Annotated in this window: 18 protein-coding genes; 8 read left to right on the top strand and 10 right to left on the bottom strand. The window is 72.1% G+C overall.

Annotated elements, in window-relative coordinates; translation table 11 throughout:
* The first annotated feature begins 26 nt into the window (after positions 1 to 26).
* On the top strand, positions 27 to 3,593 hold the full coding sequence (cydD, locus tag DJ476_RS16830; RefSeq protein ID WP_112490943.1) for a thiol reductant ABC exporter subunit CydD: 3,567 nt from the start codon (positions 27 to 29) through the stop codon (positions 3,591 to 3,593).
* Positions 3,594 to 3,756: 163 nt separating this feature from the next.
* On the top strand, positions 3,757 to 5,463 hold the full coding sequence (locus DJ476_RS16825) for a sensor histidine kinase (RefSeq protein WP_112490942.1): 1,707 nt from the start codon (positions 3,757 to 3,759) through the stop codon (positions 5,461 to 5,463).
* Positions 5,464 to 5,615: 152 nt separating this feature from the next.
* On the opposite strand, the gene DJ476_RS16820 is transcribed toward DJ476_RS16825, so the two are convergent.
* Entirely contained in the window at positions 5,616 to 6,461 is an 846-nt protein-coding gene (locus DJ476_RS16820; protein WP_103418499.1) for a Cof-type HAD-IIB family hydrolase, read from the bottom strand.
* A 150-nt stretch (positions 6,462 to 6,611) separates the two neighbouring features.
* Between DJ476_RS16820 and DJ476_RS16815 the strand changes: the two genes are divergently transcribed.
* Positions 6,612 to 7,514 carry an LLM class flavin-dependent oxidoreductase gene (locus DJ476_RS16815; RefSeq protein WP_112490941.1) on the top strand — a complete coding sequence of 301 codons (903 nt, stop codon included), beginning with the start codon at positions 6,612 to 6,614 and terminating at the stop codon, positions 7,512 to 7,514.
* Between the two features lie 93 nt (positions 7,515 to 7,607).
* Here the strand turns inward: DJ476_RS16815 and DJ476_RS16810 are convergent, their stop codons facing one another.
* The 4 genes from DJ476_RS16810 to DJ476_RS16795 form a co-directional block, all read right to left on the bottom strand.
* Positions 7,608 to 8,150: an RNA 2'-phosphotransferase gene (locus DJ476_RS16810; RefSeq protein ID WP_103418474.1), complete on the bottom strand. Its 543-nt coding sequence runs from the start codon at positions 8,148 to 8,150 to the stop codon at positions 7,608 to 7,610.
* A 148-nt stretch (positions 8,151 to 8,298) separates the two neighbouring features.
* Positions 8,299 to 9,279 carry a MerR family transcriptional regulator gene (locus DJ476_RS16805; protein WP_112490940.1) on the bottom strand — a complete coding sequence of 327 codons (981 nt, stop codon included), beginning with the start codon at positions 9,277 to 9,279 and terminating at the stop codon, positions 8,299 to 8,301.
* Complete coding sequence (locus tag DJ476_RS16800) at positions 9,276 to 11,048, bottom strand: SDR family oxidoreductase (protein WP_112490939.1); 1,773 nt, start codon at positions 11,046 to 11,048, stop codon at positions 9,276 to 9,278. Before DJ476_RS16800 ends, DJ476_RS16805 begins: the two co-directional genes overlap by 4 nt.
* Complete coding sequence (locus DJ476_RS16795; RefSeq protein WP_112490938.1) at positions 11,045 to 11,896, bottom strand: M24 family metallopeptidase; 852 nt, start codon at positions 11,894 to 11,896, stop codon at positions 11,045 to 11,047. The genes DJ476_RS16800 and DJ476_RS16795 overlap by 4 nt, the downstream gene beginning before the upstream one ends.
* 218 nt (positions 11,897 to 12,114) lie before the next feature.
* Here DJ476_RS16795 and DJ476_RS16790 point away from each other — a divergent pair, with 218 nt between their 5' ends.
* From DJ476_RS16790 to DJ476_RS16770, 5 genes are all read left to right on the top strand, one after another.
* The gene (locus tag DJ476_RS16790; RefSeq protein ID WP_103418478.1) at positions 12,115 to 13,236 is read left to right on the top strand and encodes an ABC transporter ATP-binding protein; all 1,122 of its coding nucleotides are present in this window, start codon (positions 12,115 to 12,117) and stop codon (positions 13,234 to 13,236) included.
* Positions 13,236 to 14,144: an ABC transporter permease subunit gene (locus tag DJ476_RS16785; RefSeq protein ID WP_070200724.1), complete on the top strand. Its 909-nt coding sequence runs from the start codon at positions 13,236 to 13,238 to the stop codon at positions 14,142 to 14,144. The genes DJ476_RS16790 and DJ476_RS16785 overlap by 1 nt, the downstream gene beginning before the upstream one ends.
* Positions 14,141 to 15,052 carry an ABC transporter ATP-binding protein gene (locus DJ476_RS16780; protein WP_070200723.1) on the top strand — a complete coding sequence of 304 codons (912 nt, stop codon included), beginning with the start codon at positions 14,141 to 14,143 and terminating at the stop codon, positions 15,050 to 15,052. Before DJ476_RS16785 ends, DJ476_RS16780 begins: the two co-directional genes overlap by 4 nt.
* A gap of 30 nt (positions 15,053 to 15,082) precedes the next feature.
* Positions 15,083 to 15,802, top strand: coding sequence for an ABC transporter permease (locus tag DJ476_RS16775; RefSeq protein WP_019767227.1), 720 nt, complete (start codon positions 15,083 to 15,085; stop codon positions 15,800 to 15,802).
* Positions 15,803 to 16,113: 311 nt separating this feature from the next.
* The gene (locus DJ476_RS16770; RefSeq protein ID WP_112490937.1) at positions 16,114 to 16,821 is read left to right on the top strand and encodes a hypothetical protein; all 708 of its coding nucleotides are present in this window, start codon (positions 16,114 to 16,116) and stop codon (positions 16,819 to 16,821) included.
* Positions 16,822 to 16,933: 112 nt separating this feature from the next.
* On the opposite strand, the gene DJ476_RS16765 is transcribed toward DJ476_RS16770, so the two are convergent.
* From DJ476_RS16765 to DJ476_RS16745, 5 genes are all read right to left on the bottom strand, one after another.
* Entirely contained in the window at positions 16,934 to 17,761 is an 828-nt protein-coding gene (locus DJ476_RS16765; protein WP_103418479.1) for an HAD family hydrolase, read from the bottom strand.
* A complete protein-coding gene (gene serS, locus DJ476_RS16760; protein ID WP_103418480.1) occupies positions 17,758 to 19,035 on the bottom strand; it encodes a serine--tRNA ligase in 1,278 nt (425 codons plus the stop codon). Before serS ends, DJ476_RS16765 begins: the two co-directional genes overlap by 4 nt.
* 714 nt (positions 19,036 to 19,749) lie before the next feature.
* The gene (gene pheA, locus DJ476_RS16755) at positions 19,750 to 20,685 is read right to left on the bottom strand and encodes a prephenate dehydratase (RefSeq protein ID WP_070200721.1); all 936 of its coding nucleotides are present in this window, start codon (positions 20,683 to 20,685) and stop codon (positions 19,750 to 19,752) included.
* A 91-nt stretch (positions 20,686 to 20,776) separates the two neighbouring features.
* Positions 20,777 to 22,138, bottom strand: coding sequence for an iron uptake transporter deferrochelatase/peroxidase subunit (gene efeB / locus DJ476_RS16750; RefSeq protein WP_112490936.1), 1,362 nt, complete (start codon positions 22,136 to 22,138; stop codon positions 20,777 to 20,779).
* A gap of 4 nt (positions 22,139 to 22,142) precedes the next feature.
* Positions 22,143 to 24,158, bottom strand: a complete 2,016-nt coding sequence (locus tag DJ476_RS16745) for a copper resistance CopC/CopD family protein (protein WP_318294720.1) — start codon at positions 24,156 to 24,158, stop codon at positions 22,143 to 22,145.
* Between the last annotated feature and the right edge of the window lie 3 nt (positions 24,159 to 24,161).

Raw genomic sequence — 24,161 nt, 5'->3', positions numbered from 1 at the left:
GTCGACCCTGCTGAGGGATGTTTCACGTGAAACCCATCGACCCGCGTCTGCTGCGGTACGCCCGGGCCACCCGCCTCTTCCTGGCGGCCGTGGTGGGCCTCGGTCTGGTCGGTGCCGCACTGGTGATCGCCCAGGCGATGCTCATCGCGGAGATCGTGGTGGGCGGGTTCGAGGACGGGCTCACGGTCACCCAGCTCCGTACTCCGCTGCTCCTGCTCGCGGCGGTCGCCGTCGGGCGCGCCCTGGTCGCCTGGCTCACGGAGCTGGCCGCCCACCGGGCGAGCGCGGCGGTCAAGTCCGAGCTGCGCGGGCGGCTCCTGGAGCGGGCCGCGCAGCTCGGCCCCGGCTGGCTGAGCGGCCAGCGCACCGGCTCCCTGGTGGCGCTGGCGACCCGTGGGGTCGACGCGCTCGACGACTACTTCGCGCGCTATCTTCCGCAGCTCGGGCTCGCGGTCGTCGTGCCGGTGGCGGTGCTGGCCCGGATCGTCACCGAGGACTGGGTCTCGGCGGCGATCATCGTGGTCACCCTGCCGCTCATCCCCCTCTTCATGATCCTGATCGGCTGGGCCACCCAGTCCCGGATGGACCGGCAGTGGCAGTTGCTCTCCCGGCTCTCCGGCCACTTCCTGGACGTCGTCGCCGGGCTGCCGACGCTCAAGGTCTTCGGCCGGGCCAAGGCCCAGGCCGAGTCGATCCGCACCATCACCACGCAGTACCGGCGGGCCACCCTCCGCACCCTGCGGATCGCCTTCCTCTCCTCGTTCGCCCTGGAGCTGCTGGCCACCCTGTCGGTCGCCCTGGTCGCCGTCACCATCGGAATGCGGCTGGTGCACGGGGACCTCGACCTCTACACCGGTCTGGTGGTCCTGATCCTGGCCCCGGAGGCGTATCTGCCGATCCGCCAGGTCGGGGCGCAGTACCACGCGGCGGCGGAGGGGCTCTCGGCCGCCGAGGAGATCTTCGCGGTCCTGGAGACCGAGCCCCGGGCGGCGGGCACCGGGGACGCCCCGGACTCGGTGCGCCTGGAGCTGGAGGGCGTGACCGTACGCCACGAAGGCCGCACCGAACCGTCCTTGGACGCCGTCTCGCTGACCGTCGAGCCGGGGGAGACCGTCGCCCTGGTCGGGCCGAGCGGCGTCGGCAAGTCCACCCTGCTGAATGTGGTCCTGGGGTTCGCCGTACCCGACGAGGGGCACGTCCGGGTCGGCGGCCGGGACCTCGCGGAGCTGGACCCGGAGCGCTGGCGGAGCCGGATCGCCTGGGTCCCGCAGCGGCCGCACCTCTTCGCGGGGACGATCGCGGAGAACGTCCGCCTCGCCCGGCCCGACGCCGACGACGAGGCGGTGGTGGCGGCGCTGCGGGAGGCGGGGGCGTACGACTTCGTCGCGGAGCTTCCCGACGGGGAGCGGACGCGGCTGGGCGAGGACGGGGCCGGGCTCTCCGCCGGCCAGCGCCAGCGCCTCGCCCTGGCCCGCGCGTTCCTGGCGGACCGGCCGCTGCTGCTCCTGGACGAGCCGACCGCGAGCCTGGACGGCGAGACGGAGGCGGGGATCGTCGAGGCCGTACGGCGACTGGCGGCGGGCCGGACCGTGCTGCTGGTCGTCCACCGCCCGGCCCTGCTGGCGGTGGCGGACCGGGTGGTGACGCTGGAGCCCCGGGCGGTGGACGCTGCCGGACCCGCCGCGACCGCCGCGCCCGGACTGCCCGTTCCGCAGCCCCTCGCGGGCGGTGAGCTGCTGGACGCGCGCCGCCCCGGCGACGTACTGGAAGCCGCCGATCTGCTGGAGTCCGGGGACGTACGGGAGGCCGCGACCGAAGTTCTGCGGGAGACCGAGGCCCGCCCCGGACGGACCTTCGCCCGGGTCCGGGAGGCGGCGGGTGCGCAGCGCGGGCAGCTGGCCCTGGCGCTGCTGCTGGGCAGTCTCGCCGTCGGGTCGGCCGTGGGGCTCATGGCCGTCTCCGGCTGGCTGATCTCCCGCGCCTCCGAACAGCCGCCCGTCCTCTACCTGATGATGGCCGTCACCGCGACGCGCGCCTTCGGCATCGGCCGGGCGGTGTTCCGGTACGCGGAGCGCCTGGTCTCCCACGACGCCGTCCTCAAGCTGCTGGCCGAACTGCGGGTGGCCGTCTACCGGGGCCTGGAACGCGTCGCCCCCGCCGGGCTGCGCACGGTGCGCCGGGGCGACCTGCTCTCCCGGCTCGTCGCCGACGTGGACGCGCTCCAGGACTACTGGCTGCGCTGGCTGCTGCCCGCCGGGACCGCGCTCACCGTCTCGGTGGCCGCCGCCGGGTTCACCGGCTGGCTGCTGCCCGAGGCGGGCGTGATCCTGGCGGTCGGGCTGCTCGTCGCCGGAGTCGGGGTGCCGCTGGTGAGCGGTGGTGTCGCCCGCCGTACGGAACGTCAGCTGGCGCCCGCCCGCGCCGCCCTGGCCACCCGGGTCACCGATCTCCTCGGCGGCACGGCAGAGCTGACCGTCGCCGGGGCCCTTCCGGCCCGGCAGGCGCACATGCGGGCCGCCGACGGTCTGCTCACCCGGATCGCCTCCCGCGCGGCCACCGCGACGGCCCTCGGCGGCGGGCTCTCCGCCCTGGTCTGCGGGCTGACCGTGGTGGCCGCCGCAGCCGTCGCCGTCCCCGCCGTGAACGACGGGCGCCTCTCCGGCGTCGCGCTCGCGGTGGTGGTGCTCACCCCGCTCGCCGCCTTCGAGGCCGTCGCCGGGATGCCGCTCGCGGTGCAGTACCGCCAGCGGATCCTGCGGAGCGCGGAGCGCGTGTACGAGGTGCTCGACGCCCCCGTTCCCGTACGGGAGCCCGCTTCCCCGGCCGATCCGCCCGCCTCCCCCTTCCCGCTGGAGGCGCGGGGGCTGTCGGCCCGCTACCCGGGGGCGGACCGCGATGCGCTGGAGTCGCTCGACCTGACACTGGTGCCCGGCCGCCGCATCGCGGTCGTCGGCCCCTCCGGCTCCGGGAAGACGACGCTCGCGCAGGTGCTCCTGCGCTTCCTGGACGCGTCCTCGGGGACGTACCGCCTGGGCGGTGTGGAGGCGGCCGGGCTGGACGGCGACACCGTACGGCGCTCCGTCGGCCTGTGCGCCCAGGACGCCCACGTCTTCGACAGCTCGATCCGGGAGAACCTGCGCCTCGCCCGTACCGGAGCGACCGACGCCGAACTGGACGAGGCGCTCTCCCGGGCCCGGCTGCTGGAGTGGGTCCGCTCGCTGCCCGAGGGGCTCGACACCCCGGTGGGCGAGCACGGCGCCCGGCTCTCCGGCGGCCAGCGCCAGCGCCTCGCCCTGGCCCGGGCGCTGCTGGCCGACTTCCCGGTCCTCGTCCTGGACGAGCCGGCCGAGCACCTGGATCTGGCGACCGCCGACGCGCTCACCGCCGACCTGCTGGCGGCGACCGAGGGGCGGACGACCGTCCTGATCACCCACCGGCTGGCGGGTGTCGAGGCCGTCGACGAGGTGCTGGTGCTGGATGCGGGCCGGGTGGTGCAGCGCGGACCGTATGCGGAGCTGGCGGCCGAGGAGGGGCCGCTGCGCCGCATGCTGGAGCGGGAGGCGGAGACGGTGGGGGCGGGGGCGCGGGCCTGAGTGCGGTGGGTGCCGGACGCGGTGGGTGCCGAGCGCGGGCCGGTACCGCGCCCGGCGGGAATCGAGCGCGGGAATCGAACCCGGCGGGAATCGAGGCTGCACGAAATCGAGCACAGGGAAAACCCGACTTTCCTCGCCAATCGTCACTAACTAGGCTCAGGTCATGGCAGAGCCGGACCCGCAGGACTCACTCGATGCCGCCACGCAGGCCACCCGTAGCCTGCAGGGCCTCTCCACCGAGCTGACGGCCCGGGTCCCGCAACTCCTGGAGGCGATGCGTTCGATCGGCACGGGGCTGGAACTGCACTCCACCCTCGACCGCATCTGCGCGACGGCGGCCGAGCTGGCCCACGCCCGCTACGCCGCCATCGGTGTCGTCGACGAGTCGGGCGACGGCCTCTCCGACTTCATCACCCACGGGGTCTCCGAGGAGGTCGCCCGGGCGACCGGGCGCAGGCCCGACGGCCACCGGGGCCTGCTGGGTGCGCTGATCCACGACCCCGAACCCGTACGGCTGGCCGATCTGGCCGAGGATCCGCGCTCCGCCGGGTTCCCGCCCGGCCACCCGCCGATGCGGACCTTCCTCGGGGTGCCGATCCGGGTCCAGGGGGAGATCTTCGGCAACCTCTATCTGACCGAGAAGGAGGGCGGCGGCGAGTTCAGCGACTACGACCTGCACATGGTGCGGGTGCTCGCCACCGAGGCGGGGATCGCCATCGGCAACGCCCGGCTGTACGAGGCGGCGCGGCAGCGGGAGCGCTGGATCGACGGTTCGGTGGCGGTGACCACCGCCCTCCTGTCCGGCGGGGACGCTGACGACGCGCTCTCCGTCGTCGCCGAACAGGCCCGCCATCTCGCGGACTCCGCCGCCGGGATCGTGCTGCTGCCCACCGGGGACGGCGGGCTGGAGATCGTCGCGGTCTCCGCCGACGATCCCTCGTCCTCGCTCGGGGTGATCATTCCGGCCCGCTCATCGGTGGTGGCGAAGCTGCTGGCCGGGGAGGCGGTCTTCATCGACGACTCGGCCACCGACAGCCGGATGGTCACCAGGCTGGCCGGTCTCTTCGGGCCCAGCATGCTGCTGCCGTTGCAGAGCGGGGGCCGGGTGCTCGGCGCCCTGGCGACCCCCCGGGCGCGGGGCGCGCGCCCCTTCAGCCGGACCGAGCGGACGCTCGCCACCCAGTTCGCCTCGCAGGCGGCCCTGGCGCTGATGATGGCCGAGGCGCAGCGGGACCGGGAACGGCTCGCGGTCTACGAGGACCGCGACCGGATCGCCCGTGACCTGCACGACCTGGTCATCCAGCGGCTCTTCGCCACCGGGATGATGCTGGAGAGCGCCCAGCGCCGCTCGGTCGTCCCCGAGGTGCGGACGGGGGTGGGCCGGGCGGTCGACGAGCTGGACGTGACCATCCAGGAGATCCGTACGGCCATCTTCGCGCTCCAGCAGGAACCGGCCGAGGCTCCTTCGGGGCTCCGCACCCGTGTCCTGCGCGAGATCAACATGGCGGCGGTCCCGCTCGGTTTCAAGCCCTCGCACCGCTTCCTGGGCGCTGTGGACGCGCTCGTCGGGGAGCTGACCGGCAAGAACCTGATCGCCGCGTTGCGCGAGGCGCTGTCCAACGCCTTCCGGCACGCCGGGGCCTCGGTGATCGACGTGGTCGTGGACGCCACGGCGACCCTGCCGGACGGCCGGGCCGCGGTGCGTCTGTCGGTGGCGGACGACGGGGTGGGCATCCCGGAGGGCGGGCGCCGCAGCGGCCTGCGGAACCTGGCCCGCCGGGCGGAGTCGCTGGGCGGGGCGAGCTGGTTCGGCCCGGGGGTCGGGGAGGGCGGGGGCGGGACGACGGTGGTGTGGGAGGCGCCGCTGTGAGCCGTACGGCCACGGCCGGGGGAGCCGGGGTGGCGCTGTTGCGACCACGGGGAACGGCCGCCGAGGTCAACGGCCAGAGCCGTCAACGGCCAACGAGGGCAATGGCCTTGGATGCCTGACGCCCAATGCCCATCGGCTATCGGCCGTCGACGTCAGCGGCCGGCGAGGATCCGTTCGATGACCACGGCCACACCGTCCTCCTCGTTGGTGAGGGTCTGCCCCGAGGCGGCGGCCAGGGCGGCGGGGTGGGCGTTGCCCATCGCGTACGACGTACCGGCCCAGCCGAGCATCTCGACGTCGTTGGGCATGTCACCGAAGGCGACCACCTCGGCGGCGGAGATGCCCCGCTCGGCGCAGCAGGCGGCGAGCGTACTGGCCTTGGAGACCCCGAGCCCGCTGACCTCCAGCAGGGCGGAGGGGCTGGACCGGGTGATGGAGGCCTGCTCCCCGGCCACCGTGCGCGCCAGGGCGAGGAAGGCGTCGGGAGGCATCTCGGTGTGGTGGGCCAGGAGCTTGAGCACGGGGGCGCCCTCGCCCGGTACGTCCTCGTGCAGCAGCTTCTCCGCGAGGGCGACGGCGGCGCCCGGGTCCAGGTGGAAGGGCGGGTAGGACGGCTCGTAGTTGATGCCGGTGGTCATCTCGATGGCGAAGGAGGTGCCGGGGGCGGAGTCCCGCAGGCTGTGCACGACACGGAGGGCGGCGTCGCGTTCCAGCGCCCGTACGGTGAGCAGCTCGCCGTCCGCCCGCAGGTCGGTGACCACGGCACCGTTGGCGCAGATCGCCAGCCCGTGGCCCTGCACATGATTGCTGACGACGTCCATCCACCGGGCCGGCCTGCCGGTGACGAAGAAGACCTCGATCCCGGCCTCCTCGGCCGCCGCGAGCGCGGCGACGGTGCGTGCGGAGAGCGTCTTGTCGTCGCGCAGCAGGGTGCCGTCGAGGTCGGTCGCGATCAGCCGAGTGACGGCAGGAAGAGGCGTATCGGTAGCTGAGGTCACCCCGCCATTCTCGCCCACCGAGGCGCACGTGCGTGCGGAGGGGCGCACATTTGAGTGGGCGCGCCGCTGAGCTGCGGAACATTCCTCAGGTATATGCCAAAGGGCTACGGGGGCGGCGGCGCGGGCTGCGACGGCCGTAGGCTCGGGCCCATGACCTTGCGCCTGAGCACCGTGATCCTGCCCGTCGACCGCTGGCACGAGGGAGGCCGCGACCGCTGGCGGCGGGCGGAGGAGCTGGGCTTCCACACCGCCTACACCTACGACCACCTCTCCTGGCGCAGCTTCCGCGACCGGACGTGGTTCGGAGCGCTCCCCACGCTCACCGCCGCCGCGACGGCCACGCAGCGCCTCCGCCTGGGCACGCTGGTCACCTCACCGAACTTCCGCCACCCGGTGACCCTGGCCAAGGAGCTGATCTCCCTGGACGACATCTCCGGCGGCCGGATCACTCTCGGCATCGGCGCCGGAGGCAGCGGGTTCGACGCCACCGCGCTGGGCCAGGAGGCGTGGACACCGAGGGAGCGCGCCGACCGTTTCGGTGAGTTCGTGCCGCTGCTGGACCGGCTGCTCACCGAGGACGCGGTGACTCATGAGGGGACGCACTACTCCGCCGTCGAGGCCCGCAACATCCCCGGCTGCGTCCAGCGCCCCCGGCTTCCCTTCGCGGTCGCCGCGACCGGCCCGCGCGGGCTCCGGCTGGCCGCCCGGCACGGGCAGGCGTGGGTGACGACGGGCGACCCGAAGCTGTACGAGGAGGGCACCCCGGAGCAGTCGGTGCAGGCCCTCCGGGAGCAGGGCAAGAGGCTGGAGGCCGCCTGCGAGGAGACCGGCCGGGACGCCTCCGAGCTGGACCGGATCCTGCTCACCGGCTTCACCCCCGACCGCAACGCCCCGCTGGAGTCGGTGGACGCCTTCGTCGACTTCGCGGGCCGCCACGCGGAGCTGGGTTTCACCGAGATCGCCATCCACGCCCCGATCCCGGACTCTGACTTCGACACGGACCCGGCGGTCTACGAGCGCATCGCAACCGAGGCGCGCGCGCAGCTGGCCTGAGGGGCAGCAGCCGTCCTGAGGGGCGGCAGCCGACCCGAGGGCCGTACGCCGGCTCACTCGTGGCGGGTCACGCGGCGGCCCGCGCGCCCCGGCTCACTCGCGCAGGCGCAGGAACTCCGGTGGTACGGCGTCGGCCAGCCAGACTCCGTTGGCGCTGACCCGGAAGACATGGCCGGCCCGGTGCATGGCGCCCGCGTCCACCGTGAGGACCAGGGGGCGGCCGCGGCGGGCGCCGACCCGGGTGGCCGTCTCACGGTCGGGGGAGAGGTGGACGTGGTGGCGGGCCATGGGGCGCAGGCCCTCGGCCCGGATCGCGTCGAGCACCCGGGCGACCGTGCCGTGGTAGAGGTACGCCGGTGGCTCGGCGGGCGGCAGGTCCAGGTCGACGGTGACCGTGTGGCCCTGGTTGGCGCGGATGTGGTCGCCGTCCACCGTGAAGCGGCGCTTGTCGTTGGCGGCGACGACATGGTCCAGCTCGGCACGGGTGATGGTGAAACCGTGCCGGGCCGCCGCACTCAGCAGCGTCTCGACATCCACCCAGCCGTTCTCGTCGAGCGCGATCCCGATGCGCTCCGGCCGGTGGCGCAGATGGGCCGAGAGGTACTTGGACACCTTGACGGTGCGGCGTTCGTCCATCCCGTCAGAGTGCCCGCAGGCGGATCATCGGTGCATCCGGATTTCGTACAGGGTTCTTTTCGGATTTCTTCGTATCGATGTTTGATCCACAACCAACTCGACTTATCCACAGGGTATTTGATCGCTCTGTGGACAACTGGCAGGCGTTTTACTCCTTTTCGTCAACTTTGTTGGCTATGGCATGAGATGAGGCGAGTCCATCCAAAGTGCGTGCCTGCACTTCGCGTTCGGTCGCCGCTGTCACGAAGGCCGCGACCTGGTCCGCGCCAACCAGCTCCTGAACAGCCTGGGTTGTGCGGAGCGGGAGCAGCACCGGACGGGTCTCGCTCCCCTCGATGACGCTCTCCTGGGCGCCGAGGTGGTGGTGCAGATGGCGGGTGGCGAACATCCGCATGGCACGGGCCAGTTCGGCGTCGACCGTCTGCTGCGCGAGCGGGCGGAGGCGGCGCACCATCGACGCCGCCTCGGCCGCATCGGCGTCGGTGGGCGGGTGGTGGCCCAGATAGCGGGCGAAGACGTGCTCGGTGGTGAACTCCAGGAAACGGGAGGCGATGTGCTCGACCTGGCCGCGAAGTTCCTTGAGATGGCCGGAGATCGCGAGCAGGGGCACGCCCGCCGCGTGCAACTCGACCGCCACGGCAAGCTCTTGAGGGCTGGGGACGAGGAACTCATCGGCTGTGCCCGGGACGCGCTCCAGCACCCCCAGCTCCACCGCCTCCGCGATCGCCTCGTCGTCCTGGGTGCCGCCGAACTTCGCGTCCAGCTCCGCACGGGTGATCCGGCCGGCCTCCTCGTCGGTCCAGGGGCCGTGCACCTCTGCGACCAGGCCGAGCACGCCGCCCAGCCCCCGCCCCGCGTCCCATGCCTCCAGCAGCTCCTTGATGCTGGCCAGGGTGTAGCCCCGGTCCAGCAGGTCCGCGATCCGGAGCAGCCGGGCCAGATGGGCCTCCCCGTACACATTGGCCCGGCCGCGCCGCTCGGGCGTCGGCAGCAGTCCCCGGTCCTGGTACGCCCTGATCGTGCGCACCGTGGCCCCGCTGGCATGGGCCAGATCCTCGATCCGGTACTCGGGACCGCTGCTGCCGTTCGCTGTGGGACCCGCGGAGGCCCCCGCCTCCCGCCCGGTCACAGCGGGGGCTTCACTCGGGCGAGCCGTCGCAGCGCTCCGGGGCTGAGCCGGGAGAGCAGCCGGGCCCCGCGCGCCTCCGGGGTCACCGGCACCACGGCCCGGTTGCGGACGACCGCCTCCAGGATGGCGTCGGCGACCTTCTCCGGCGGGTAGTTGCGGCGCCCGTAGAGCCGGGTGGTCCGCTTCCGCAGCCGCTGCTCCTCCGCCGCGTCGGCTCCGGCGAAGCGGGTGGTGGCGGTGATGTTGGTGTTGACGATGCCGGGGCAGATGGCGCTCACCCCGATCGACCGCTCCGCCAGCTCGGCCCGCAGGCACTCGCTCAGCATCAGCACGGCCGCTTTCGACGTGCTGTACGCGGGCAGGGCGCGGGAGGGCTGGAAGGCGGCCGCGGAGGCGGTGTTGACGATATGGCCGCCCTGGCCCCGGTCGGCCATCTGCTTGCCGAAGATCCGGCAGCCGTGGATGACGCCCCAGAGATTGACGTCGAGGACCTGCTTCCACTCCTCGCTCGTGGTCTCCAGGAAGGAGCCGGAGAGCCCGATCCCGGCGTTGTTGACCAGGACGTCGACGATTCCGTACTCCGCGGCGACCCTGGCGGCCAGCTTCTCCATCGCCGCCTCGTCGCTGACGTCGACCGCCTCGCCCCAGGCCGCCGGGGCCCCGATCAGCCGGGCCAGCTCCGCCGTCCTGGCGGCCCCCTCCGCGTCCCGGTCCACGGCCACCACCCGGGCGCCCGCCTCCGCGAACGCGAAGGCCGTGGCCCGCCCGATTCCGGAGGCGGCGCCCGTCACCAGCACCAGCTGGCCGCCGAGCCGCTCCGCGTACGGGCCCTTCGCGGCGGGCTGCTGGGCCGTGGGCCCCTCCTGGCCGCCCGCCTCGTTGGCGGCGGCGAAATCGTCGATCCACGCGGCCAGTTGGTCGGGCCGGGTGCGCGGGACCCAGTGCTTGGCCGGCAGCGACCGGCGTATCAGACGGGGGACCCACTGCTCCAGGTCGTCGTAGAGGCGCTCGGAGAGGAAGGAGTCACCGGTCGGTGTGATGAGCTGGACCGGTGCGTGGGCATAGGCGTCGGGGCGCGGCCTGCCCAGCCGGGCACGGACGTTGTCCCGGTAGAGCCAGGCCCCGTGGGCCGCGTCGTCGGGCAGGGAGGCGGTCGGGTAGTCGCCGGCGGGCACCTTCTCCAGCCGCTGGAGGATGCCGGGCCACCGCTTGCCGAGCGGTCCGCGCCAGGCCAGCTCCGGCAGCGCGGGGGTGTGGAGCATGTACACGTACCAGGACTTGGCGCCCTGGCCCAGCAGTTGGCCCACCCGGCGCGGGGTCGGCCGGGCCATCCGCTGCTTGATCCAGTGGCCGAAGTGGTCCAGGGAAGGGCCGGACATCGAGGTGAACGAGGCGATCCGGCCCTCGGTCCGCCCGACCGTGACGAACTCCCAGGACTGCACGGACCCCCAGTCGTGCCCGACCACATGGACCGGCCGGTCCGGGCTCACGGCGTCGATCACCGCGAGGAAGTCGTCGGTCAGCTTCTCCAGGGTGAACCCCCCGCGCAGCGGCTTCGGTGCCGTGGAACCGCCGTGGCCGCGTACGTCGTACAGCACGACGTGCCACTGCTCGGCCAGCCGCACGGCGACCTCGGACCAGACCTCCTTGCTGTCCGGATACCCGTGGACCAGCACCACCGTCGGCCGGCCCCCGTCCCCCAGCTCCGCGACGCACAGCTCGACGCCACCCGTACGCACCCGGCGCTCACGCGCTCCCGGCAGATTCACGCCGCCACCCTCTCCTCGGCCCAGCGCCGCACATGCGGCAGATCGTCGTCCAGCCAGAAGGCGCTCTGCTCGGGGTCCTTGGAGTCGGTGACGACCAGGATCTCCTCGAACTTCGCGCCCGTACCCCGGAATCCGAGGTGGGGTTCGACCGCCCACAGCCCCGGCTGCGGGGGATGGTCGGAGAAGCGGTACGGGCTCCAGAGCGGCGACCAGCCGTCCCGGTGGCCGTGCACCGCGTCGCTCAGCAGCCCCTTGAGGGACTGCGTCCCGAACCCGAACACGTGCGGGGACCAGCGCCGTTCGGCCACGCGGTCCACCTTGTGGGCGATCACGCCGAAGGGGTAGGCGCGGTGCCTGTTCGCGTACCCCTGGGCGGTCATGAGGCGTTCGACGTCCTCATAGATCTCGCGGAGCGAACGGCGCTCACGGACCTGGCGCAGGATCAGCTCGCGGTGCGCCTCCAGATCGGCGAGGAGCCTGTCGTGGAGCGGGTTGAGGCCGAGACAGCCCGAGTACCCGATGTCGGCGGTGTACCCCTTGTAGACCGGGGCCATGTCCAGGATGAAGGGCATGCCCGGCTCCAGCTTCCGGTCGGTCGGGAAGAACTGGAGCGGCATCTTGAACCCGGCGAACGCCGTCCGGTCCCCGAACCAGGCGAAGGGGAGGTGGAACCAGTCCCGCACGCCCCGCTCCCGCAGCCAGACCCGCTGCATCCGGGCCGCCTCCCGCTCGGTCACCCCCGATCTGAGCTGACCGGCGACGGCCTCGGCGCAGGCGTAGGCCAGGCGCTGCACTTCCCTGAACCCCCGCAGCTCCGGGGCGTTTTCGTCCTGCACTGCCGAGACCATGCCACCGTCCGTTCCCTGCCGTGTGCGGTACGTGCCCGTAACGTGACACTGATGAATGTGACAATGTCCAGCGGCTACGTCAAGAGGTGTGCACGGCCTGTGGATAACTCCCGGCCGAAGGGAGGCCGTCCCGCGCCCCGAGCCGTCACGGCGCGCTCCCGCGTCCCGGAACTCCTCCTTCGCGGGGTCCCCCTACGGGGCCGTACGCCTGGAGTCTGATGCCGATCCAGCCGTCAGGGCTGACGATCGCTGTGGCCCGCGCCACTACCGTCGTATCCGTGACTGCCGTTATCGCTACCGAAGCCCTGAGCAAGCGGTTCCCCCGGGTGACCGCGCTCGACCGGCTCACGTTGGACATCGGACCAGGTGTGACCGGTCTGGTGGGTTCCAACGGGGCCGGCAAGTCCACGCTGATCAAGATCCTGCTGGGTCTCTCCCCCGCCACCGAGGGCCGGGCCGCGGTGCTCGGGCTCGACGTGGCGACCAGCGGTGCCGCCATCCGGGAGCGGGTGGGGTACATGCCGGAGCACGACTGCCTCCCGCCCGACGTCTCGGCCACCGAGTTTGTCGTGCACATGGCTCGCATGTCGGGGCTGCCGCCGACCGCCGCCCGCGAGCGCACCGCCGACACCCTGCGCCACGTCGGCCTCTACGAGGAGCGCTACCGCCCCATCGGCGGCTACTCGACCGGCATGAAGCAGCGGGTGAAGCTGGCCCAGGCCCTGGTCCACGACCCCCAGCTGGTCCTCCTCGACGAGCCGACCAACGGCCTGGACCCGGTCGGCCGGGACGAGATGCTCGGCCTGATCCGCCGCATCCACACGGACTTCGGCATCTCCGTCCTGGTGACCTCGCACCTCCTGGGCGAGCTGGAGCGCACCTGCGACCACGTCGTCGTCATCGACGGCGGAGCCCTCCTGCGCTCCAGCTCCACCAGCGACTTCACCCAGATCACCACCACCCTCGCGGTGGAGGTCACCGACAGCGACGCCCACCCCGACGGCACCGACGCCCTGCGCAAGGTCCTCACCGGGGCCGGGGTCACCCTGCTCGGCCACGACGGGCTCGACACGGAAGGGCTGCCGGGCGCGGGCCACATCCTGCTCGTCGAGGCGACCGGCGAGGAGACCTACGACCTGGTCCGCGACAGCGTCGCCGGGCTCGGGCTCGGCCTGGTCCGCATGGAGCAGCGCCGCCACCAGATCGCCGAGGTCTTCCGTACGGAACAGGGCGCGGCCCGCACCGAAGCCGTCCCGGCCCAGGCCGTCACCGCGGGGCCCGGTCCCGTACAGCAGGCCGCCACGCCGGGGCCCTACCAGCAGGAAGGGGAGCGGTCGTGATGAGCACCGAGACCAAGTCCGCGGCCGGGCGCGACACCTCCCGGATCCACAACATCGGCTACCGCTCCTACGACGGCAGGCGGCTCGGCCGGGCCTACGCCCGCCGCTCGCTCTACTCGCAGACCCTGCGCGGCTCCTTCGGACTCGGCCGTTCCGCCAAGTCCAAGGTGCTCCCCATGCTGCTGTTCGGCGTGATGGCCCTGGTCGCGGCGATCCTGGTGGCCGTCTCCATGGCCGCACCGGACGCCACCAAGCTCGTCGTCAAGTACACGTCGTACGCCCTCTACATGCAGGCGGTCATCGGCCTCTTCATCGCCGCTCAGGCCCCGCAGGCGGTCTCCAGGGACCTGCGGTTCAAGAGCGTCCCCCTGTACTTCTCGCGGCCGATCGAACGCTCCGACTACGTCACCGCGAAGTTCGCCGCCACGGCGACCGCCCTCTTCATCCTCACCGGGGCACCGCTGCTCATCCTCTATGTCGGCGCTCTGCTCGCGAAGTTCGACTTCGCCGATCAGACCAAGTGGTTCGGCCAGGGACTGGTGTCGGTGGCGCTGCTGTCCGTGCTGTTCGCCGGGCTCGGCCTGGTGATGGCCGCCCTGACCCCGCGCCGGGGCTTCGGCGTGGCCGCGGTGATCGCGCTGCTGACCATCTCCTACGGGGCCGTCTCCACGGTCCAGGTCATCGCCTGGGAGACCGGTTCGCCCGGGGCCGTGGAGTGGCTCGGCCTCTTCTCACCGATCACCCTGATCAGCGGCGTACAGACCGCGTTCCTCGGCGCCACCTCCTCCTTCCCCGGAGGGGAAGGACCGGGGGCCGGGATGGGAGTGGTCTACCTGTTCGTTGTCCTCGCGCTCGTCGCCGGCTCGTACGCCGTCCTCATGCGCCGCTACCGGAGGGTCGGGCTGTGACCACCATCGAGATCGACCACACCTCGCGCTGGTTCGGCAATGTGGTCGCCGTCAACGACGTCTCCATGACGGTGGGCCCCGGGGTCACCGGGCTGCTCGGCCCGAACGGCGCCGGGAAGTCCACGCTCATCAACATGATGGGCGGATTCCTCGCCCCCTCGACGGGGAAGGTCACGCTCGACGGACAGCAGATCTGGCGCAACGAGAGCGTCTACAAGGAGATCGGCATCGTCCCCGAGCGGGAGGGGATGTACGACTTCCTCACCGGCAAGGAGTTCGTCGTCGCCAACGCCGAACTCCAGGGGCTGGGCGGGGCCGAGGCGCAGCGGGCGCTCGCCACGGTCCAGATGGAGTACGCGCAGGACCGCAAGATCTCCACGTACAGCAAGGGCATGCGCCAGCGCGTGAAGATGGCGTCCGCGCTGGTCCACGAGCCCTCGGTGCTGCTGCTGGACGAGCCGTTCAACGGGATGGACCCGCGCCAGCGGATGCAGCTGATGGAGCTGCTGCGGCGGATGGGCGCCGAAGGCCGTACGGTCCTGTTCTCCTCGCACATCCTGGAGGAGGTCGAGCAGCTCGCCTCGCACATCGAGGTCATCGTGGCGGGCCGGCACGCGGCCTCCGGCGACTTCCGGAAGATCCGCCGGCTGATGAAGGACCGGCCGCACCGCTATCTGGTCCGCTCCAGCGACGACCGGGCGCTGGCCGCCGCGCTCATCGCGGACCCGTCGACGGCCGGCATCGAGGTCGACCTGACCGAGAAGGCCCTGCGCATCCAGGCCGTCGACTTCGGGCGCTTCACCGAACTGCTGCCGAAGGTCGCCCGCGAACAGGGCATCCGGCTGCTGACCGTCTCCCCGTCCGACGAGTCCCTCGAATCGGTCTTTTCCTACCTCGTAGCGGCCTGAGTAGTGGCCTGAAAGGAGCTGTGCACCGTCATGTACGACCCCACAGTCGCCCGGCTCACCTACCGGGCCCTGCTCGGCCGGCGCCGGGCCGCCATCCTGTTCGTCCTCCCCGCGCTGCTGCTGGTCATCGCGGCGGCGGTCCGCATGTTCGCCGGGGCCGACGACCAGGTCGCCGCCAACGTCCTCGGCGGGTTCGCCATCGCCACGATGGTCCCGCTGATCGGGGTGATCGCCGGGACCGGGGCGATCGGCCCCGAGATCGACGACGGCTCGATCGTCTATCTGCTGGCCAAGCCGGTGAAGCGGCCCACGATCATCTTCACCAAGCTGATCGTCGCCATCGCGGTGACCATGGTCTTCTCCGCCCTGCCGACCCTGCTCGCGGGGCTGATCCTCAACGGCAACGGGCAGCAGATCGCCGTCGCCTACACGATCGCGGCGCTGGTCGCCTCGATCGCGTACAGCTCGCTGTTCCTGCTGCTCGGCACGGTCAGCCGCCACGCGGTGGTCATCGGCCTGGTGTACGCGCTGGTCTGGGAGGCCCTCTTCGGCAGCCTGGTGCCGGGGGCGCGGACGCTCAGCGTCCAGCAGTGGTCCCTCGCGGTGGCCGAGAAGGTCGCCGGTCAGGGCATGGTCACCTCGGACGTGGGCCTGCCGCTCGCCACGATCCTGCTGGCCGCCGTGACGGTGGCCGCCACCTGGTACGCCGGGCAGAAGCTGCGGGCGCTGAAGCTGGCCGGGGAGGAGTGAGCCCGCGCCAGGTCTGATCCCGGTGGCACCCCGTGCGACCCCCGTCCCTGTTCCTCAGGGGCGGGGGTTGTCGTATGAGCGGGACATCTGTGCGCGTAACCGTACGTTTATCGGGTCGTTGGGCAGGGTGCGTGGAGGCAACTGGAATCCGTGGCGTCGTAGCGTTCGTGAAATCGGGGTTAGCCGGACCCGGGTGAGGCTGGAGCCCACCGTTCCGGTCATCGAGTGAGTGGCAACCGTGAGCGTCCTCCACCCCTGCAGCCCGGGGTAGGGGCGCTCCCTTGTCGTTCCCTCGTACGGAAGGCATGCCCATGCCCACGGAAGTCGCCCTGCTCGAATCGCGCGCGCTGCGCGTCGAGCAGATGGGGCGCGTCGATGTCCTGGACAAGGTGAAGAGCCTTGTCATGCTCCCGGACGCAATTCACGTTCGCACAGAGGAGGTGGCACGTTACTTCGAAGTATCCACAACCTCGGTGCGAAGGCTCACCGATCGCCACCAGGAGGAGTTCACCGAGAACGGGCTGCGCGTGCTGCGCGGCTCTGACCTGCGGACCTTCCATAGCGACACGCTGTCGCTATGGAAGGGTGAGGGGGTGGAAAGTTATCCACAGGCGGCCACTCAACTGCGTCTCTACACCCGCCGAACCGTCCTCAACGTCGCCATGCTTCTTCGCGACAGCGACATCGCCCGCTGCGTCCGTACGTACCTCCTCGACGCCGAGGGGACGCTCCGGGCCGAGCACGCGGCGCTCGAGGCGAGGGTCACCCGGATCGAGAGCTGCCTCGTCGATGTCGGCCGGGCGCTCCAGGAGCTCGGGCCGGTGCTCTGCCGGATGTCGGAGCGGCTGGACGGTCTGGAGCGGAAGGTCGACGCGACGCAGCAGCTGGTCGGGGCGATGAGCGTGCGGCTGTCGGATCTGTCGCAGGAGGTCGCGCGGATGGACGCCCGGTTCGACGCGCGCATGGAGGCCTTCGCGTATCAGCTGAGGGACCTGCGGCGCCGCACCGGGCGCCGTTGACCGCCGTCGCCGGACGGGAGGCGCCGTGACCCGACGGGAGGCGCCGTCAAAAGGCCCTGCCCGCCGCCCCGGACATCCGGTGGCGGCGGGCAGGGCCCTCAAGGGCTGTGCGTCAGTGGGGCGTGGCCGCGACGGAGCCCGTACGGAGCAACTCCTCCAGCACGACCGCGATGCCGTCGTGCTCGTTGGACGCGGTGATCTCGTGCGCCACGGCCTTCAGGGTGTCGTGGGCGTTGGCCATGGCCACGCCGTGCCGCGCCCACCCGAACATCGGGATGTCGTTGGGCATGTCACCGAAGGCGATGGTGTCGACGGCCTTCACCCCGAGCCGGCGGGCGGCCAGCGAGAGGCCGGTCGCCTTGCTCAGCCCGAGCGGGAGGATCTCCACCACACCGGGGCCCGCCATGACCACGTCGACCAGGTTGCCGACGGCGGCCCGGGCGGCGGTGGCCAGGGCGTCGTCGTCCAGCTCCGGGTGCTGGAGGTAGACCTTGTTGAGCGGGGCCGCCCACATCTCGGAGGCGTCCTCCACGAAGACGTACGGCAGCCGCCCCTCGTGCACCTGGTACCCCGGGCCGACCAGCACCTCGCCCTCCAGGCCGTCGCGGCTGGCGGCCAGCGCGAGCGGGCCGACCTCCGCCTCGACCTTGGACAGGGCGAGTCCGGCGAGCTGCCGGTCCAGGGTGAGCGAGGTCAGCAGCTTGTGCTCGCCCGCGTGGTAGACCTGCGCGCCCTGGCCGCAGACGGCGAGGCCGTCGTAGCCGAGGTCGTCCAGGATGTGCCGGGTCCAGGGGACCGAGCGTCCGGTGACGACGATGTGCGCGGCACCGGCCGACGTGGCGGCGGCCAGTGCCTCGCGCGTGCGCTCGGAGACCGTCTCGTCCCCGCGCAGCAGGGTGCCGTCGAGGTCGGTGGCGACGAGCTTGAAGGGGAAGGTCACTTGGCGACCGGCTCCAGGACCTCGCGCCCGCCCAGGTACGGACGGAGCATCTCGGGCACCCGGACCGAACCGTCGGGCAGCTGGTGGTTCTCCAGGAGCGCCACGATCGTGCGCGGTACGGCGCAGAGCGTGCCGTTCAGCGTGGCCAGCGGCTGGACCTTCTTGCCCTCGCGCATCCGGACGGAGAGGCGGCGGGCCTGGAAGCTGTCGCAGTTCGACGCGGAGGTCAGCTCGCGGTACTTGCCCTGGGTCGGGATCCACGCCTCGCAGTCGAACTTGCGCGAGGCCGAGGCGCCGAGGTCGCCGGTGGCGACGTCGATGACCTGGAAGGGGAGTTCGAGGCCGGTGAGCCACTGCTTCTCCCACTCCAGGAGCCTGCGGTGCTCGGCCTCGGCGTCGGCCGGGTCGACGTACGAGAACATCTCGACCTTGTCGAACTGGTGGACGCGGAAGATGCCGCGGGTGTCCTTGCCGTACGTCCCGGCCTCGCGGCGGAAGCAGGGGGAGAACCCGGCGTACCGCAGGGGCAGCTTCTCCGCGTCGACGATCTCGTCCATGTGGTACGCGGCGAGGGGGACCTCGGAGGTGCCGACCAGGTAGTAGTCGTCCTTCTCCAGGTGGTACACGTTCTCCGCGGCCTGGCCGAGGAAGCCGGTGCCCTCCATCGCGCGCGGGCGGACCAGCGCGGGGGTCAGCATCGGGATGAAGCCGGCCTCGGTGGCCTGGGCGATCGCCGCGTTGACGAGGGCCAGCTCCAGGAGCGCGCCGACGCCCGTGAGGTAGTAGAACCGCGAGCCGGAGACCTTCGCCCCGCGCTCCACGTCGATGGCGCCGAGCGCCTCGCCCAGCTCCAGGTGGTCCTTGGGCTCGAAGCCCTCGGCGCCGAAGTCACGGATGGTGCCGTGCGTCTCCAGGACGACGAAGTCCTCCTCGCCGCCGACCGGCACGTCCTCGTGGACGATGTTGCCGAGCTGGAGCAGCAGCCGCTTGGCCTCGGCGTCGGCCTCGTCCTGGGCGGCGTCGGCCGCCTTGACGTCGGCCTTGAGCTGCTCGGCCTTCTTGAGGAGCTCGGCGCGCTCCTCGGGGCTGGCCTTGGGGATCAGCTTGCCGAGCTGCTTCTGCTCGGCGCGGAGTTCGTCGAAGCGGACGCCGGACGACCTGCGCAGCTCGTCGGCGGAGAGCAGGGCGTCGACGAGCGCGACGTCCTCTCCACGGGCGCGCTGGGAGGCGCGAACACGGTCGGGGTCCTCACGGAGCAGGCGAAGGTCAATCACCCCTCCAGGCTACCGGTGCGCGGATCTCGCACTCGAACCGATATTGCCGAGCGTGTCACTTTGACCGAATTGCCGCAATTGGTATTTCTGGTGGTGAATCGTGAGGTGTGCCTCCGGTGTTGCGTCAATAACGGTGGTTAACTCCCCTGAACAGGGCAGAAGGTGCAGGCTTGATTGACGCAGGAGCCTTGGGCGGAGGGGGAGTTGGGGGCTTGCCCCTGCTGTTGTCCACAGGGGGCGGCGCTTCGGAATGGTTATCCACAGGCTGTGAAGAAGTTCTGTGGATGTCGGAACGGAATGTTCCGGAGGGTGGACGAAGGGCTCTCGCTTCCCTCGACTTCCGTGCCGAAACCCCTCCCGCACGCTCATTCGGGTGGCAATTCGTCGCCCTGGTGAGTTGATCAAGGGAATTCACGCGATCCAGGAGGGGGTGTAGCGACTCGACCGGCTGTGGACGCCCTCGGACCCACCGCATTGATTTGTCGATGATGTCGCATTGCGGTGTCGACTTGTCCCCAGGTCGAGAAGCCAGCCTGTGGATAACCCTGTGGGTGGATGACTATCCGTAGGTACGACCACAGCGCAGCGCGGTCGACCGCCCCCGGAACCGACGTGAGCCGACCGGAGCCGATGGGCGTCGTCGGGAGCAGTCGGGAGCCGACCAGACCGGTTCGGATCGCCCGTCCTGCGGACCCGCTCCGACCGCCCGTCCCGTCAAATCCGCCCGTCCTGGCTGCGCGCCAGCCAGTCGGCGGCTTCGGTGAAGTCGCTGTCCGAGGTGCCCGTCCGCAGCGGCCGGACCTCGTCGGCGGAGACGCCCGCCCTGGGGTACGACCCGAGGAACCGCACCTTCGGGCAGATCCGCTTCAGCCCCATCAGCGCCTCCCCCACCCGCCGGTCCGCGATGTGCCCCTCGGCGTCCACGGCGAAGCAGTAGTTGCCGATCCCCTCGCCGGTCGGGCGGGACTGGATCAGCATCAGGTTGACGCCGCGCACAGCGAACTCCTGGAGCAGCTCCAGCAGCGCACCGGGGTGGTCGTCGCCCAGCCAGATCACCACGGACGTCTTGTCGGCCCCGGTCGGGGCGGACGGCCGGGCCGGACGGCCCACCAGGACGAAGCGGGTCTGGGCGTTCTCCGCGTCGTGGATCTCCGTCACCAGCGGCTCCAGGCCGTAGGTGGCGGCGGCGAACTCACCGGCGAACGCGGCGTCGTACCGCCCCTCCTGGACCAGCCGGGCGCCGTCCGCGTTGGACGCGGCCGACTCCCACACAGCCTGCGGGAGGTGCGCGGCCATCCAGTTGCGGACCTGCGGCTGGGCGGCCGGGTGCGCGGTGACCGTCTTGATGTCGGACAGCTTGGTGCCCGGCCGTACGAGCAGGGCGAAGGTGATGGAGAGCAGCACCTCGCGGTAGATCATCAGCGGCTCGCCGCCGGTCAGCGCGTCGAGCGTGGCGGTGATGCCGCCCTCGACGGAGTTCTCGATCGGTACGAGGGCCGCCGCCGCCTCTCCGCTGCGTACGGCGTCCAGGGCCGCCGGTACGGAGACCATCGGGACCAGCTCGCGGGTGGCGGCTTCCGGGAGCGTGCGGAGGGCGACCTCGGTGAAGGTGCCTTCGGGACCGAGATAGGCGTAGCGCGTGGCTGACATACGCTCACCCTATTGCGCCGTACGGCGGGAGCCTCGCCGTCTCAGAATCCGGTCGAGGCCGAGCGCCCCCGGGCCCCTGAGGCACCCGGCCTCACGACTCCAGCAGCCGCTGCCCCACGTACTCGCCCTCCGCCGCCCCGCCCGGCACCGCGAACAGCCCGCTCGCCTCGTGCCGGATGAACGCCGACAGGGCATCGCCCCGGTCGAGCTTCCGCTGCACCGGAACGAACCCCTTGAACGGGTCCGCCTGCCAGCAGACGAAGAGCAGCCCGGCGTCCGGAGTGCCGTCCTCCGAGATCCCGTCGTGGTACGAGAACGGGCGCCGCAGCATGGCGGCCCCGCCGTTCGCCTCCGGGGCGGAGATCCGGGCGTGGGCGTTGTCGGGGATCACCAGCCGGCCGTCCGGGCCCGCCTTGTCGAGGTCCAGCGGCGTGGTCTCGCCGCCCCCGCTCAGCGGGGCCCCGTCCGCCTTGCGCCGCCCGATGACCCGCTCCTGCCGGTCCACCGGAAGCTTCTCCCAGTCGTCCAGCAGCATCCTGATGCGGCGGACGACGGCGTACGAACCGCCCTCCAGCCACTCGTGCGGGGTGCCGGGGGAGGCGGGCACGAAGACCCGCCGCTCGAAGTCCTCGTCGGTCTGCTTCGGGTTGCCGGTCCCGTCGATCTGGCCCATCAGGTTGCGGGCGGTCATCGGCCGGGCCGTCGCCCCGGGGGTGCGGTTGAAGCCGTTCATCTGCCAGCGCACCCGTGCCGTTCCCGCTCCCTCCTTCTGGACGGCCCGCAGGGCGTGGAAGGCGACCAGGGCGTCATCGGCCCCGATCTGCACCCACAGGTCGCCGTCGGAGCGCTTGGCGTCCAGCTGGTCGGAGGAGAACGGGGGGAGCGGGTCGAGCGCGGCGGGCAGCCGGGAGGTGAGACCCGTACGCGCGAAGAACGTACGGCCGAAGCCGAAGGTCACCGTGAGGGAGGAGGGACCCGCGTCCAGCGCGATGCCGGTGTCATGGCCGGGCCCGTCCGCCGAGCCGGCTGCCGGGCGGCCCGCCATCAGCTCGCGCGCCACCGCCGACCAGCGCCGCATCAGGGCCACGGCCTCCTTGCGGCCCGCCCCCGCCACCAGGTCGAAGGCGACGAGATGGCCCCGGGCCTGAAGCGGAGTGGTGATCCCCGGTTGATGTTTCCCGTGAAACATCGCCTCGGTGGAGCCGACGGTCGTCAGGGCGGTCGGCTCCTCGGGACGGGTCGCCGCATACCCGGCCGCCCCGCCCGCCGCGCCGACCACCAGCCCGGTGGCGCCCGCCGCACCCACGCCGCCCAGCAGCCGCCGCCGCGAGACGCCGACGGGGGCCGTATCCGGGGCGGTCTCCGGAGCCGTGCCCGGGCCGGAGTCCGCCGTGGAAGCGGAGCCCGGGGCCCGCCGGCCGTTGCCCTTCCCTGTCCTGGTCCTGCTGCTCATGTACTCAGCCGATCTTCACGGTCTTGTCGATGGTGACCTGGTCGATGTCGGACGTCCGTACCGTCACGTCCACCTTCCACTCCCCCGCCATCGGGATCTGGACATTGCTCGCCGACCAGTGCCCCTCGGCGAGCCGGTCGGGCGCGACCGGCAGCGGGCCGATCTCCTGCGCCTCCAGGGTGAGGGCCACCTTCAGCTCGGGGACGTCCATCGGCTTGCCGTCGCTGCCGTCGATCCACACATGCAGCTCGTTGGCGCCGGAGCGCCCGGGGTCGATGTCGATCCGGACGGTCCCCTTGCCGTTCCGGCCGCCGGTGTCGAAGGGCATGCTCAGGTTGACGGGCCCCGAGGCCGCCGGGGCGGTCGCCGCGGTGGAGGCGCCCTTGGCCTCCTCCTCCGTACGGCCCGGCTCGGTCGACGTCAGCAGGGTGGTGACGGCCAGCAGGACCACGGCGATCGCGGCCTCGGCCAGTACCGAGCGGCGCAGCCCGGAGCGCTCCGCGTCGGCGTCCCGTATCCGCTTCTTCTTCGTGGCGGTCAGGGCGGCCCGCTGCCGGGCGAGTTGCGCGGCACGCTCCGGGGCGACGTCGTCGGCGGTCTCCACCGTTTCGGCCGCGCCCTCGGAGGTCACGGAAGACTTGGAAGGATCGGAGGTCACGGAAGCCCCGGAAGCAGTGCCCGCATCCGTCAGCTGCCCCGTCCACCGCCGCGAGAACCACGCCACGGCGAGCAGGAGCACGATGAGCGCGACCTTGACGATCAGGAGCTGCCCGTACCGCGTCCCGGTCAGCGCCGACCAGGAGCCGACCTGCCGCCACGACTGGTAGATCCCGGTCGCCGCCAGGACCAGCACACTGGCGAACGCGACCCGGGAGAACCGCCGTACGGCCTCGCTCCCGATGTCCGGCGTCCGGTACAGCGCCACCAGGAGCGAGACCAGACCACCCAGCCAGGCGGCCACGGCCAGCAGGTGCAGGACGTCCACCGGCATGGCGATCCCCGCCTGGATACCGGTCGAGGCGTGCTCGGACATGGCCCAGGTGGCGGCGATGCCCGCCGCGACTACCCCGCCGCCGACGGCCAGGCCGAAGGTGAGGTCCCTCTTCTCGACGGCGTCCTCGCGTCGGGCGTACGTACCGAACAGCACCGCGATGAAGAGCGCGGCCGCGCCGAGCAGCAGCAGCCGGGAGACGAGGGCGGCGCCCGGCTTGGTGTCCAGGACGGCCTGGAGCCCGTCCAGGTCGAAGGCGTCGGCGAACTTCCCGCTGCCGGTGTACGGGTTGCGCAGCAGCAGCATGGCCAGGGTCGCCGCGGTCAGGGTGATCCAGCCGCGCACCACGAGCCGCTGCATCGGCCGGGCGGTCGCGCCCCGGGGCCAGCAGCCCAGGACGAAGGCCGCGCCGCCGACGAGCAGGATGAACCCGGCGTACGCGATGTACCGCGCGATGCCGTAGACCGTGCCGACCGCGCCGCCGCCCACCTCCTCGGAGGGCAGGGCCACGGTGGTCTCGGAGGGGGCGCCGATGGAGAACGTGAAGGCGCCGGAGATGGGGTGGCTGTCGGCCGAGATGGCCTGCCAGGCCACCGTGTAGGTGCCGTCCGGCAGGCCGGGGAGCAGTTCGACGCCGTACCGGACGGTGGAGCCGTCGGAGAGGTCCTTCGGCTCGACGCCCGTGTCGGCGCGCTTGCTGCTGGGGTCCAGGACCCGGATCGAACCGTCGCCGACGGCGATCGCCTCGGAGAAGGTGAGGGTGACCTCCTTGGGCGCGGTGGCCACCACCGCCCCGTCCTGCGGGTCGCTCCCGGTGAGGGCGGCGTGCGCGGCCGCCGGTCCGGCACCGGCCAGCAGCAGCCCGGACACCAGGCTGAACAGGGCGGCGAGGAGCGCGACGGCGGCGAACGGTCGCCGTATCGGGGACGGCCGGCGTGTCGGGGACGGCCGTCCTGCCGGGGACGGTCGCCCTGTCCGGGACGGCTGTCCTGTCCGGGAGGGCCGTGGACGCGGGGCGGTGGCGGTCATCAC

The organism is Streptomyces bacillaris (assembly GCF_003268675.1).
In the GTDB taxonomy this organism is placed as follows: domain Bacteria; phylum Actinomycetota; class Actinomycetes; order Streptomycetales; family Streptomycetaceae; genus Streptomyces; species Streptomyces bacillaris.
Note: the sequence above shows the minus strand (reverse complement) of the source record. Positions and strands in the feature narration are given on the sequence as shown.

Coding starts and splice junctions, on each gene's coding strand:
- pheA (WP_070200721.1), bottom strand. CDS start 20,685: ATGTCAGCCACGCGCTACGCCTATCTCGGTCCCGAAGGCACCTTCACC.
- DJ476_RS16790 (WP_103418478.1), top strand. CDS start 12,115: ATGCCGATCCAGCCGTCAGGGCTGACGATCGCTGTGGCCCGCGCCACT.
- efeB (WP_112490936.1), bottom strand. CDS start 22,138: ATGAGCAGCAGGACCAGGACAGGGAAGGGCAACGGCCGGCGGGCCCCG.
- DJ476_RS16815 (WP_112490941.1), top strand. CDS start 6,612: ATGACCTTGCGCCTGAGCACCGTGATCCTGCCCGTCGACCGCTGGCAC.
- DJ476_RS16770 (WP_112490937.1), top strand. CDS start 16,114: ATGCCCACGGAAGTCGCCCTGCTCGAATCGCGCGCGCTGCGCGTCGAG.
- DJ476_RS16810 (WP_103418474.1), bottom strand. CDS start 8,150: ATGGACGAACGCCGCACCGTCAAGGTGTCCAAGTACCTCTCGGCCCAT.
- DJ476_RS16745 (WP_318294720.1), bottom strand. CDS start 24,158: ATGACCGCCACCGCCCCGCGTCCACGGCCCTCCCGGACAGGACAGCCG.
- DJ476_RS16775 (WP_019767227.1), top strand. CDS start 15,083: ATGTACGACCCCACAGTCGCCCGGCTCACCTACCGGGCCCTGCTCGGC.
- DJ476_RS16795 (WP_112490938.1), bottom strand. CDS start 11,896: ATGGTCTCGGCAGTGCAGGACGAAAACGCCCCGGAGCTGCGGGGGTTC.
- DJ476_RS16785 (WP_070200724.1), top strand. CDS start 13,236: ATGAGCACCGAGACCAAGTCCGCGGCCGGGCGCGACACCTCCCGGATC.
- DJ476_RS16825 (WP_112490942.1), top strand. CDS start 3,757: ATGGCAGAGCCGGACCCGCAGGACTCACTCGATGCCGCCACGCAGGCC.